Raw genomic sequence first — 12848 nt, forward strand, 5'->3', positions numbered from 1 at the left:
GCGACAGGCGGCGGACCGCCTGGACAGACGTCAGACCGACTCGGTCACCGGCGCCTTCGACGTCGCCGGGGCCTTCACCGCGGCCATGTCGCCGCCGTCGGCCGGGGCCTCGGCCGTCTTCGGGCCCGCCCCCTTCAGCGGCACCTCCTTGACGAAGACCGCCGCGACCAGCGCGACCACCGCCACGGCGGCACCCAGCAGGAACGCCCCGTGCGTGCCGGAGGACACCGCGTGCTGGTAGGCCTCGCGTGCCGCCTCCGGCAGCTTGGCCAGGCTCGCCGCGTCGAGCTGCGCCGACTGCTCGGTCATCCTGGAGCCCGCCGCGCCGGCCTTCTCGGCCATGACGTCCTGGACGCGGTGGTTGAACAGGGCACCCATGATCGCGACGCCGAAGGAGGAACCGAGGGTGCGGAAGAGGGTGGTGGACGAGGACGCGACGCCCATGTCCTTCATCTCGACGCTGTTCTGCGCCACCAGCATGGTGATCTGCATCAGGCAGCCCATGCCGAGACCCACGACGGCCATGTACACCCCGGAGGTGAGGCGGCTGGTGCCGGTGTCCATCAGCGACAGCAGGTACAGGCCGACGACCATCAGCACTCCGCCGGCCACCGGGAAGATCTTGTAGCGGCCGGTGTTCGTGGTGACCCGCCCCGCGACCATCGACGTGACGAGCATCGCGCCCAGCATCGGCAGGAGCAGCAGCCCGGAGTTGGTGGCGGACGCCCCCTGCACCGCCTGCTGGTACAGCGGCAGGAAGAGCGTGGCGCCGAACATCACGAAGCCGGTGATGAAGCCGATGAGCGACATCAGCGTGAAGTTACGGCTGCGGAAGATGTGCAGCGGCACGATCGGTTCGGCGGCCCTGGTCTGCCAGAACACGAACCCGACCAGCGCGGCGACGCCGATGCCGATCAGCTCCATGATCCGCGCGGAGGTCCAGGCGTACTCGGTGCCGCCCCAGGTGGTGACGAGCACGATGGCGGTGATGCCGACCGTGAGCAGCGCGGCGCCCAGATAGTCGATCCGCGCCTGGCTGCGCTTCTTCGGCAGCTGCAGTACGGCGCTGATGGCGACCAGCGCGACCGCGCCGAGCGGCAGGTTGATGTAGAAGGACCAGCGCCAGCCCCAGTGGTCGGTGATGGTGCCGCCGACCAGCGGGCCGCCGATCATCGCCAGCGCCATGACGCCGGCCATCATGCCCTGGTACTTGCCGCGCTCCCTGGGCGGTATCAGGTCGCCGATGATCGCCATGACGCCGACCATCAGACCGCCGGCGCCCAGGCCCTGGACGGCGCGGAAGCCGATGAGCTGGCCCATGTCCTGTGCCATGCCGCTGAGCGCGGAGCCGGCCAGGAAGACCACGATCGACGTCATGAACGAGCCCTTGCGCCCGTACATGTCGCCGAGCTTGCCCCACAGCGGGGTGGAGGCAGCGGTCGCGAGGGTGTAGGCGGTGACCACCCAGGAGAGGTGTTCCAGGCCGCCCAGCTCGCCGACGATCGTCGGCATCGCCGTGCCGATGATCATGTTGTCGAGCATCGCGAGCATCATCGCGATCATGAGCGCGAGCAGGACCACCCGCACGCTCTTCGGCTGTGTGCCCCCGCCGGTGTCGTCGGCCCCTGCCGCCGGTGCGTCCGCCATGTCTTCCACTCCCCCAGCTTCCGTGCTTACTTGCCGACCGGCAAGTTGACTACACTCGGGAAGGTAGGGGCGTAACTAGCCGGGCGTCAAGTAAGTTTTTCGGAAAGCGGCGCGGAGCGGGAGCGCGCGGCGCAAGGAGAAGTGCGCGGAGCGGGAGGTGTGTACGAGGATGGGCGGCACGATGGACAGCACCAAGCAGCAGCGACGCCGCGGGGACACCCGCCAGCGCATCCAGGACGTGGCGCTCGAACTCTTCGCCGAACAGGGATACGAGAAGACCTCGCTGCGCGAGATCGCCGAGCGTCTGGACGTCACGAAGGCGGCGCTGTACTACCACTTCAAGACCAAGGAAGAGATCCTGGTCGGCATCTTCGAGGATCTCTCGCGGCCGATGGAGGACCTGATCGCGTGGGGGCGGGAGCAGCCGCACACCCTGGAGACGAAACAGGAGATCATCCGCCGCTACAGCGAGGCGCTGGCGGACGCGGCGCCCCTGTTCCGCTTCATGCAGGAGAACCAGGCGGCGGTGCGGGACCTGCGGATCGGTGAGATGTTCAAGACCCGCATGCTCGGTCTGCGCGACACCCTCATCGACCCGGAAGCGGACCTGGTCGACCAGGTCCGCTGTGTGAGTGCGCTCTTCACGCTGCACGCCGGGATGTTCGTCCTCCGCGACCTGGAAGGCGACCCCGAGGAACAGCGCGCGGCCGTTCTCGAGGTCGCCACCGATCTGGTGACCCAGGCGCACCGGGGTACCGCGGGGGCGTAGTCCCGCTCCTCAGACGGCCACGCCCTTGGCACGCAGGAAGGCGACCGGGTCGATGGCCGAGCCGTAGTTCGGGGTCGTGCGGATCTCGAAGTGCAGGTGCGGCCCGCTCGAGTTACCGGTGTTGCCGGACTTGGCGATGGACTGGCCGGTCTGCACGATCTGGCCGACGCTCACGTTGATCTGGGACAGGTGCGCGTACTGGGAGTACGTGCCGTTGCCGTGCTTGATGACGATCGCGTTGCCGTAGGCGGGACCGTCACCGGCGCCGTTGCCGCCGGCCTTGACGACGGTGCCACCGTGGGCGGCGACGACGTTGGTGCCGATCGGCACCGCGAAGTCCTGGCCGCTGTGCTTGTGCGCCCACATGCCGCCGTTCTGGGCGAAGCTGGCGGTGAGCGTGTAGTTCTTCACCGGGTCCACCCAGGAGGCGGCCTTCTTCTTGGTGGCCGTCTGCTTGACGGTGACGGTCTTCTTCGCGCTCGCCTCGGCCTTCGCTGCCTTGGCCTGCGCCGCGGCCTGGGCCTGGACGGCGCTCGCGACGGTGGAGGTGGTGGAAGCCGCCGTGGTGCCCGTGGCGGCCGCGACCCCGGCTCCCAGTGCGACCGAGGCTCCGAGGCCGGCGGCCATCACCGCGGCGCGGGTGCGGATGGTCGTACGGGAAGAACGGGACGTGACACGCGAGAACATTCGAACCTCATGGGGACGGGAACAGAGGGATGCCCCTCCGGCGTGACGCAGAGGCGCTCACCGGGCGGGCTCCACATTGGTAACCCGGGGGGCCCGAACCGCACAAAGGTGTGACCTACGATGTTATGTAGTACTTCCATGCGAAACTTCATGACCCTTGACAGAGGGTCCATTTTGGACAAAACCAGCTCAGAGCCCCGTAAATCAGCCGACACCCTGGTCCGATGTGTCCGTTTTCGTAGTTCTTGCGGCTTCCACTATTCCTCGTAGTACGGGCCGGAACCCCTGTGCGGCATGTCACCGGCACCCCCGCCCGAAGGGCCGGTGAATGTGACGGGGGCTACTCGCGGGGAGGTCGTACCCCACCCGACTACTGGTCGGTAACCCGATCGTTGCCGCCCCGCCACCTGTCCGGGTGAACATGCACGCGACAACCTGATGCCGTCAGGCATCCGCGCAGGCATGAGAGGACCTCACCCCCCATGACCGAACAGAACGGCCAGACCGGACAGGCCCGGCGTACCTGGAAGCGCGCCGTCGGCACGGCCGCCGTCACCGCGGCGGCGCTCACCGCGACGATCACGCCGGCCGTCGCCGCCCCGGCCGAGACGCCGCGCACCACGGTGGCGACGGCCGCGGCGGCGGCCGTCGACCGCGACACCTGGCAGAAGGACTGCCGGGCCGTGATGGACCAGGCGCTGCCGTACCTGAAGGAGCGGATCGCCGACGTCCGGCCGGGCGAGAAGCAGGCGATCGTCCTCGACATCGACAACACCGCCCTGGAGACCGACTTCGGCTTCAGCTACCCGCAGCCCGCCAACCGGCCGGTCCTGGAGGCCGCCCGGTACGCCCAGGAGCACGGCGTCGCCCTGTTCTTCGTCACCGCCCGTCCGGGCGTCATCAAGGCGCCCACCGAGTGGAACCTCGACCACGCCGGCTACGAGTCCTCCGGCCTGTACGTCCGCGGCTTCCTCGACCTGTTCCGGGACGTCGCCGAGTACAAGACCGCACAGCGCGCCGGTATCGAGGCGAAGGGCTACACGATCATCGCCAACATCGGCAACAGCGCCACCGACCTGTCGGGCGGCCACGCCGAGAGGACCTTCAAGCTGCCGGACTACGGCGGCCAGTTGTCCTGACGCCCGATAGGCTCCCGTGGACGACGGCCGACCACGGGGGTGGCGCATGGAACCGGCGGTACTCGGCGGGAAGTTGGCGTCCAGCCTGGTCGCCCCGCTGGTGAAGAAGCTCTTCGTGACGGGCGGGCCCGGAGCCGGGCTGGTCGACCGGCCGGTCCGGCTGACGCGCCTGGTGTCGTTCAGGGGCGAGCAGCGCACCCTCGGCGAGCGGGAGGTGCGCAGGCTCGCGGGGCAGCTGGTCGGGGCCTCCCTGGACTCCCTGGGCGAGCCGCCCTTCCCCCGCGACGAGGAGACCGCGGTCGCCGACGCCCTGACCGCCCGGCTGCTCGCCCTCGGCGACCTGGACATGGACGACGTCCAGGCCGTCCGGCTCGGCCACCGCGAACTCGCCGGCCGACTGCGGCAGCACGCTTCCGGATCAGGTTCCCAACTCTCCGCCGACGCCTGCTACTTCCTGGACTCCGCGACCGAGTGGGCCTGCCTGCACATCCTGGAGTTCTTCACCCGGCGCTCCACCTTCGTCGCCCGGACCCTGGTGGCCCAGACCCGCGGCCAGGCCGAACTGATCGCGAAGGTCGACGAGCTGATCACCCGCACGCCCCGGCCGGACGCCCGGGACACAGCGTTCGAGCGCCGTTACCAGTCCTATGTGGCCGAGCGGCACAACCACCTCACCATCTACGGCATCGACCTGCGCGACTCTCCGGACCGGTGGCCCCTCGAAGTCGCCTACCTGACGCTGGAGGCGACCGCCGACCGGGAACCCGACCGGGACGCCGACCGGGACGCCGCGCCCGGCGAGGAGGTGTCACCCCACGCCAGACGGCTGCCCGCCGACGAGACGCTGGACAAGGAACCCAGGGTGCTGCTGCGCGGCGACGCGGGCTCCGGCAAGACGACCCTGGTGCAGTGGCTGGCGGTGACCGCGGCACGGGAAGGCACACACGTCCCGTACATCCTCCCGCTGCGCACCCTGGTCCGCACCGCACCGCTGCCCGCCCCGGCCACCTTCCTGAGCGCCGTCGGCTGCCCGTTGTCCCCACCGGACGGCTGGACGGAACGCGTCCTCACCACGGGCCGGGCGCTGGTCCTCGTCGACGGCCTGGACGAGATCCCGGCAGCCGACCGCCACGCCACCCGGGACTGGCTGCGCGGCCTCATCCACGCCTACCCCGACAACCGCTGGCTGCTGACCACCCGCCCCACCGCCGTACGCGCCGACTGGCTGTCGCAGGAAGGCTTCTGGGAACTCTCCCTGGCGCCGATGGGCCGGGCGGAGGTCGCCACCTTCGTCCACCGCTGGCACGAGGCGGCGCGCGCCCCGGAGTTCGAGCAGCCGCTGCTGGACTCCCTGCGCACCAAACGCGACCTGGCCCGCCTCGCCACCAACCCGCTGATGTGCGGACTGATCTGCGCCCTGCACCGCGAGCGTCGCGGCTACCTGCCCACCGGCCGCAAGGAGTTGTACGACGCGGCCCTCACCATGCTGCTCGCCCGCCGGGACCGGGAACGGGGCATGGGCACGGTCGAGGGCCCGGAAGTCAGCGAGGAGGCCCAGCTCGAACTGCTGCAACGCCTCGCCTACGCCCTGGTGCTGAGCGGCCGGACCGAGATGGCCCGGGAGACGGCCGAGGGGATCGTCGAGCGGGCGCTGCCCACGCTGGCACCGGCCGTCGGGCACAGGGACGCGTCGGCCATGCTGCGGACCCTGCTGCTGCGCAGCGGGGTGCTGCGCCACCCGGCCGAGGGCGTCGTGGAGTTCGTCCACCGCACCTTCCAGGACTACCTGGCGGCCCGGTACGCCGTGGAGGAGGGCCATCTCGGCGTCCTCACCAGCCATGCCGACGAGACCCAGTGGGAGGACGTCATCCGCATGGCCTTGGCGCACGCCCGGCCCCGCGAACGCGTCTCCGTGCTGAGGGAGCTGCTGGGCAGGGGCACGCCCCGGCTCACGCTGCTGGCACTGGCCTGTCTGGAGCACACGACGGCGCTGGACCCGGCGGTGCGCACGGAGGTGGAGGAGCGGGCCGCCGAGCTGATCCCGCCGCGTACGACCGAGGCCGCACGGGAACTGGCGGGGGCCGGTCCACTGGTGCTGGAGCTGCTGCCGGGGCCGGAGAGCCTGACGGCCCAGGAGGCCCTGGGCGTCACGGTCACCGCCTCGGTCCTGGGGCGGGACGAACCCGACGGGTCACTCGCCGTGCTGCGCCGCTTCCGGGACCACCCGGACCTCGAGGTGCGGCGCCAGCTCGCGGGCACCTGGCACCGTTTCGGCACCGAGGAGTACGCCGCCGAGGTCCTGGACCACCTCGACCGTACGGACCTCTTCCTCGACTGTGAGACGCCCGCCCAGCTCGCGGCCCTCACCGGGATGCGTCCCTGGAGGAAGTTGCGCGTCTCGGGCCGGCACCGGGCCGAGGACATCGCGGCCGCCGTGCCGGAGCCGGAGGCGGTGACCGACTTCCACATCCGGGAGAACCCGCTCCTGACGGAACTGGACGTCCTGCGACGCTTCACCTCGCTGAACAGGTTGTCGCTCTACGAGTGCCCCTGGACGACGGGCCTGGACGGGCTGTCGTCGCTGCCCCTCACCGAACTCGTCCTCGACTCCGTCGCCGACCTGTCGGGACTGCGGGCCCTGCCGTCACTGCGTCTGCTCTCCCTGGCCCAGGAACTGCCGGGCACAAGCCTCGGCGAGGCGCTGTCCGCCGAGGCCCCCCTGGGTTTCCTCTTCCTGGGCCGCAACAGCACGGACGCCACCGGGCTGCGAGGGCTCGGGCACTGGACCACGCTGCACACGCTCAGCCTCGGACCGCTGACCACGGAGCTCACGGCGGCCGACTGGCGGGAGGTCGCCGCGCTGCCCGGCCTCACCCACCTGTATCTGAACGCGGCGATCATCCGGGATCTGCCGGCCTCCATCGGCTGCATGCCCGAGCTGCCCGGTGTCGAGGTACTGCGGGTCCCCGCGATGGAGGGCACCGAGCACCTCGCCGCAGTGGCGGACCGGCTGCCCGGACTGCACTCCGTGGTGCTCGGAAACAGGTACGGGCACTTCTTCCCGGTGTCCGACTTCCAGCACCTCTTCCCCAGCGCTGCGGTCACCCTCGACGAACGCTGACACGGCAGAAGAGGGACGGAAAAAGAGGAAGGGGGCTGCCCCGGGACCGGAGTCCCGGGGCAGCCCCCTTCCAGGCTCACCCCGGAGGGCTACGCCTCCTTGCTCAGGTTCGGCCCGCCGCCGGCCGCCTGCTCGATCGGCGGGACGTCGGGGAGCGCCGACTTCTCCTCACCGCGGAAGGTGAAGGTCTTGGCGTCGCCCTCGCCCTCGGTGTCCACGACCACGATGTGACCGGGACGCAGCTCGCCGAAGAGGATCTTCTCCGACAGCGTGTCCTCGATCTCGCGCTGGATGGTGCGACGCAGCGGACGCGCACCCAGCACCGGGTCGTAGCCCTTCTTGGACAGCAGCTCCTTCGCGGACTGGGAGAGCTCGATGCCCATGTCCCGGTCCTTGAGGCGCTCGTCGACCTTGTTGATCATCAGGTCGACGATCCGCAGGATGTCCTCCTGGCTGAGCTGCGGGAAGACGACCACGTCGTCGACGCGGTTGAGGAACTCGGGCCGGAAGTGCTGCTTGAGCTCGTCCTGGACCTTGTTCTTCATGCGCTCGTAGTTGGTCTTCGTGTCACCCGCGGCGGCGAAGCCGAGGTTGAAGCCCTTGGAGATGTCCCGGGTGCCGAGGTTGGTCGTCATGATGATGACCGTGTTCTTGAAGTCCACGACCCGGCCCTGGGAATCGGTCAGGCGACCGTCCTCCAGGATCTGCAGCAGCGAGTTGAAGATGTCCGGGTGGGCCTTCTCGACCTCGTCGAAGAGGACGACCGAGAACGGCTTGCGGCGGACCTTCTCGGTCAGCTGACCGCCCTCCTCGTAGCCCACGTAGCCGGGGGGCGAACCGAAGAGACGCGACACCGTGTGCTTCTCGCTGAACTCCGACATGTCGAGGGAGATCAGCGCGTCCTCGTCACCGAAGAGGAACTCGGCGAGCGCCTTGGACAGCTCCGTCTTACCGACACCGGACGGACCGGCGAAGATGAACGAGCCACCGGGACGCTTCGGGTCCTTCAGGCCGGCCCGGGTACGGCGGATCGCCTTGGACAGCGCCTTGACGGCGTCGACCTGGCCGATGACCCGCTTGTGGAGCTCGTCCTCCATGCGCAGCAGGCGGGACGACTCCTCCTCCGTGAGCTTGAAGACCGGGATGCCGGTCGCCGTGGCGAGGACCTCGGCGATCAGCTCGCCGTCGACCTCGGCGACGACGTCCATGTCGCCGGCCTTCCATTCCTTCTCCCGCTTGGCCTTGGCGGCCAGGAGCTGCTTCTCCTTGTCGCGGAGGGAGGCGGCCTTCTCGAAGTCCTGCGAGTCGATCGCGGACTCCTTGTCGCGGCGGACACCGGCGATCTTCTCGTCGAACTCGCGCAGGTCCGGCGGCGCGGTCATCCGGCGGATGCGCATCCGGGAACCGGCCTCGTCGATCAGGTCGATCGCCTTGTCCGGCAGGAAGCGGTCCGAGATGTAGCGGTCGGCGAGCGTCGCGGCCTGGACCAGGGCCTCGTCCGTGATGGAGACGCGGTGGTGGGCCTCGTAGCGGTCGCGCAGACCCTTGAGGATCTCGATGGTGTGCGGGAGCGAGGGCTCGGCGACCTGGATGGGCTGGAAGCGGCGCTCCAGGGCCGCGTCCTTCTCCAGGTGCTTGCGGTACTCGTCCAGCGTGGTGGCGCCGATGGTCTGCAGCTCACCACGGGCCAGCATCGGCTTGAGGATGCTCGCGGCGTCGATCGCGCCCTCGGCGGCGCCCGCACCCACGAGGGTGTGCAGCTCGTCGATGAACAGGATGATGTCGCCGCGGGTGCGGATCTCCTTGAGCACCTTCTTCAGGCGCTCCTCGAAGTCACCGCGGTACCGGGAGCCGGCGACCAGCGCGCCGAGGTCCAGGGTGTAGAGGTGCTTGTCCTTGAGGGTCTCGGGCACCTCGCCCTTGACGATGGCCTGCGCGAGGCCCTCGACGACGGCGGTCTTGCCGACGCCGGGCTCACCGATCAGGACCGGGTTGTTCTTGGTACGGCGGGACAGCACCTGCATGACCCGCTCGATCTCCTTCTCGCGCCCGATGACCGGGTCGAGCTTGGACTCACGAGCGGCCTGGGTGAGGTTCCGGCCGAACTGGTCGAGGACCAGGGACGTGGAGGGCGTGCCCTCGGCAGGACCGCCGGCGGTGGCGGTCTCCTTGCCCTGGTAACCGGAGAGCAGCTGGATGACCTGCTGCCGCACCCGGTTGAGGTCGGCGCCCAGCTTGACCAGGACCTGGGCGGCGACGCCCTCGCCCTCACGGATCAGGCCGAGCAGGATGTGCTCCGTGCCGATGTAGTTGTGACCGAGCTGGAGGGCCTCGCGGAGCGACAGCTCCAGGACCTTCTTGGCACGGGGGGTGAAGGGGATGTGACCCGACGGGGCCTGCTGGCCCTGCCCGATGATCTCCTCCACCTGCTGGCGGACCGCCTCGAGCGAAATCCCGAGGCTCTCAAGGGCCTTGGCGGCGACACCCTCACCCTCGTGGATCAGGCCCAGGAGGATGTGCTCGGTGCCGATGTAGTTGTGGTTGAGCATCCGGGCTTCTTCCTGAGCCAGGACGACAACCCGCCGCGCGCGGTCGGTGAACCTCTCGAACATCGTTAATCGCTCCTCAGAGCGGTCAGGCAGTAAGGGGAACTTCCCCTCCCTGTCCTTCCGCAGCTTAGTCCCGCAAGCGGGGACCGCTCATTCCAACTGCCGACACCGTCGATGGCCTCCTGACCCCTGACGCCGACATCTGCCACAACCCGATGGTGCGAGACGATGTTCCCGCAGGCCAAGCACTTACCCCACTCGCCAGTACGCCGATGGCGAACGTGAGACGGCCCATTTCGCGTATCGCCCCCTCCCACTAGGGATGTCTTACCCGCAGGGACTGACACTCCATGCCGCGCGCACCGGTTCCCTCCGCTACGGGCGAACAACCTTGCGCCTCCCCACACCCCCGCACGCCCCCTTGTCCCGCACCCTTCGCGTTCACTCCGGTACCCAGCGTAACTCCGGCGCCCTTCCGACTGTTGCACTTGGCATGGTCGGCACCTCGCCCTCGGGTCCCGTGGGTCCCGTGGGTCCCGTCGTCCACGCGGGGTCCGTGGGTTCGGCGGGTTCGGCGGGTTCCGTCGTGCCGTTCCCCCGCCGGCCGCCCGGACCGGGTGGCGTGTGGTGTCAGGAGCGGGTGCGGTGGTGGTACGAGAACGTGCTCGGCTGGCCGACCGCTCCCGGGGCTCCGGTACGGCTGTGCGTGGGCGCCCGCTTCGACGTCCTGGACGTCCCGGCCGAGGCCGGCCACGCGGCGCTGGGACGGCTCGGGAGACCCGGCCCCGCCGGTCGGGGCCCCGGCTTCCCAGTGGCCGTCCGGGGTGAGCGCATGCTGCTGCTCGTGGCGGCGGGCGGCGCGGACGAGCTGCCCGGGCTGCTGGAGTGGCTGGAGTGGGGTTCGCTGGCGCTCGACCTGACGGCGATCGGCGCGGGCGGCCTCATGGAAGCGCCCCAGCCTCCCGGCACCGACTCGGTCGGCCTGCCGCCGGGCGTCCGGGGCCGGGACGGCTCGCGGGGGGCCGCCGTATGGCTGCGGCCCCCGGAGCCGGGGGGCGAGGTGGAGTCCTCGCTGCCGGCGCTGTCGGCCCTGGCGGACGCCGGAACCGCCCCCGACCTCGCACGGCTGGTCCGCGCACTGGCGACGCAGTGCCACCGGGTCCGGCTCTCCCGGGCGACGCGCTGAGGAGGCTCGGGGCGGAGTGCGCGGCGCGGGTCGGGTGATCAGCCGTTGGCCTTCTCGTACGCCTCGCGAATGATGGCGGGAACGCGGCCGCGGTCGTTGACCTCGTACCCGTTCTCCTTCGCCCAGGCGCGGATCGCCGCGGTGTCCTGGCTGCCGCCGGAGGAAGCGCGCGCCTTGCCGCGTCCGCCCGAAGCGCGGCCCCCGGTACGGCGACCGCCCTTCACGTAAGGCTCGAGAAGGCCACGGAGCTTGTCCGCATTGGCGGTGGTGAGATCGATCTCGTACGTCTTGCCGTCCAGCGCGAACGTCACGGTCTCGTCTGCCTCGCCGCCGTCGAGGTCATCGACAAGAAGGACCTGAACCTTCTGTGCCACCGGATTTCCTTTCATCGATAACTTGAGGGCCGGAGGTCCGTCGGCGTCCGCCGTATCGCCGTCCCTTGTTATATGCAGTACTGCAGTACGCCGGAAAGCAAACCGCTTTTGCCGGAAAAACACAAACCCCCGGCAGAGACCGGTAGCCCGCCCCCGGGCCGGAAAGATACGCGTTTCGGACATAGGGAACCCGCGTCGGGTCCAGTGGGTGTCCCCCGGCGTCCGCCGGGAGAATAAACCTGGCGAAGGGTTGCGGATGTCCGCCGGGAGCCGGAGATCACAGATGCAGAAGCATCCGGCTGTTGCCCAAGGTGTTCGGTTTCACTCGTTCGAGCCCCAGGAACTCCGCGACGCCCTCGTCATAGGAACGCAGCAGCTCCGCGTAGACGTCGGTGTCGACGGGCGTCTCCCCGATCTCGACGAAGCCGTGCTTGCCGAAGAAGTCCACTTCGAAGGTCAGGCAGAAAACCCGGCGAACACCGAGCCAGCGCGCCGTCTCCAGCAACTTCTCCAGCAACCGGTGCCCGACGCCGACGCCCTTCAGCCCGGGCTTCACGGCGAGAGTGCGCACTTCCGCGAGGTCTTCCCACATCACGTGCAGGGCACCGCAGCCGACCACCTCGGCGTTGTCGTCCCGTTCCGCGACCCAGAACTCCTGGATGCTCTCGTAAAGCGTCACCATCGCTTTGTCGAGCAGGATGCGGTCACGGACGTACGTGTCGAGGAGCTGGCGTACGTCCGGGACATCGCTGGTGCGGGCCCGCCGGACGGTGATGGCTTTTGACATGGGGGGACGCTATCGCTCGCCCGCGTCCGGTACCGAGCCGGGGTTGGGCGCAGGGGTTTCCGGTCCCCGCACGATGCGGATGGCGTCTCCGAGTGCCTGGCGCTGTTCCTCGCTCATCATGCCGAAGAAGGCGATGAGGGCCGCGGTGGGGTTGTCGCTCTGGGACCAGGCGTCGTTCATCAGCGCGGCGGCGTAGGCGGCGCGAGTGGAGACCGCCTCATATCGATAGGCCCGGCCTTCCGCCTCACGGCGCACCCAGCCCTTCTGATGGAGATTGTCCAAAACGGTCATCACCGTGGTGTAGGCGATCGAGCGTTCCTGTTGCAGGTCTTCCAGGACTTCTCGAACGGTCACCGGGCGGTTCCACTTCCACACCCTCGTCATGACCGCGTCTTCGAGTTCTCCCAATGGGCGAGGCACTCTTCGAACGATAGTGGGAGATCCCGGCGATCGCGTGCCGGACGTGCACTTTTCCGATCAAACGGGCGCAAAAACGGCGTACGACTCCTGCGGTGGGCGCGGGAGTCGTACGCGGGGGCCGGGGCCTGCGGCGCTTGTGCCGGGCGGGGTGCGGCGGGGTGGTGTGTGG

The 12848-nt window shown here is 69.5% G+C and carries 9 protein-coding genes and 1 pseudogene; 4 read left to right on the forward strand and 6 right to left on the reverse strand.

What is annotated here, in order from left to right; all coding sequences use genetic code 11:
* Nucleotides 1–30: 30 nt before the first annotated feature.
* Nucleotides 31–1647 (reverse strand): MDR family MFS transporter, encoded by a 1617-nt coding sequence (locus KUM32_RS25950; RefSeq protein WP_217144376.1) that lies wholly within the window; start codon nt 1645–1647, stop codon nt 31–33.
* Nucleotides 1648–1816: 169 nt separating this feature from the next.
* On the opposite strand from KUM32_RS25950, the gene KUM32_RS25955 reads away from it, so the two are divergent.
* Nucleotides 1817–2416, forward strand: coding sequence for a TetR/AcrR family transcriptional regulator (locus KUM32_RS25955; RefSeq protein ID WP_217144377.1), 600 nt, complete (start codon nt 1817–1819; stop codon nt 2414–2416).
* 9 nt (nt 2417–2425) lie between these two features.
* Here KUM32_RS25955 and KUM32_RS25960 read toward each other — a convergent pair whose 3' ends face one another.
* Nucleotides 2426–3103 (reverse strand): M23 family metallopeptidase, encoded by a 678-nt coding sequence (locus KUM32_RS25960; RefSeq protein WP_217144378.1) that lies wholly within the window; start codon nt 3101–3103, stop codon nt 2426–2428.
* A 482-nt stretch (nt 3104–3585) separates the two neighbouring features.
* On the opposite strand from KUM32_RS25960, the gene KUM32_RS25965 reads away from it, so the two are divergent.
* Nucleotides 3586–4242 (forward strand): HAD family acid phosphatase, encoded by a 657-nt coding sequence (locus tag KUM32_RS25965; protein WP_217144379.1) that lies wholly within the window; start codon nt 3586–3588, stop codon nt 4240–4242.
* A gap of 46 nt (nt 4243–4288) precedes the next feature.
* Nucleotides 4289–7363, forward strand: a complete 3075-nt coding sequence (locus KUM32_RS25970; RefSeq protein WP_217144380.1) for an NACHT domain-containing NTPase — start codon at nt 4289–4291, stop codon at nt 7361–7363.
* An 89-nt stretch (nt 7364–7452) separates the two neighbouring features.
* Here the strand turns inward: KUM32_RS25970 and KUM32_RS25975 are convergent, their stop codons facing one another.
* Nucleotides 7453–9975 (reverse strand): ATP-dependent Clp protease ATP-binding subunit, encoded by a 2523-nt coding sequence (locus KUM32_RS25975; protein ID WP_217144381.1) that lies wholly within the window; start codon nt 9973–9975, stop codon nt 7453–7455.
* 430 nt (nt 9976–10405) lie between these two features.
* Between KUM32_RS25975 and KUM32_RS25980 the strand changes: the two are divergent.
* A pseudogene (locus KUM32_RS25980) lies at nt 10406–11089 on the forward strand (SCO3374 family protein); the annotation flags it as partial.
* A 47-nt stretch (nt 11090–11136) separates the two neighbouring features.
* Here KUM32_RS25980 and KUM32_RS25985 read toward each other — a convergent pair.
* The 3 genes from KUM32_RS25985 to KUM32_RS25995 form a co-directional block, all read right to left on the reverse strand.
* Entirely contained in the window at nt 11137–11472 is a 336-nt protein-coding gene (locus tag KUM32_RS25985) for an Lsr2 family protein (protein ID WP_043371913.1), read from the reverse strand.
* A gap of 277 nt (nt 11473–11749) precedes the next feature.
* Complete coding sequence (locus KUM32_RS25990) at nt 11750–12259, reverse strand: amino-acid N-acetyltransferase (RefSeq protein ID WP_217144383.1); 510 nt, start codon at nt 12257–12259, stop codon at nt 11750–11752.
* 9 nt (nt 12260–12268) lie between these two features.
* Nucleotides 12269–12667, reverse strand: a complete 399-nt coding sequence (locus KUM32_RS25995; protein ID WP_217144386.1) for a BlaI/MecI/CopY family transcriptional regulator — start codon at nt 12665–12667, stop codon at nt 12269–12271.
* Nucleotides 12668–12848 lie beyond the last annotated feature (181 nt).

Source organism: Streptomyces sp. AC627_RSS907, assembly GCF_019049165.1.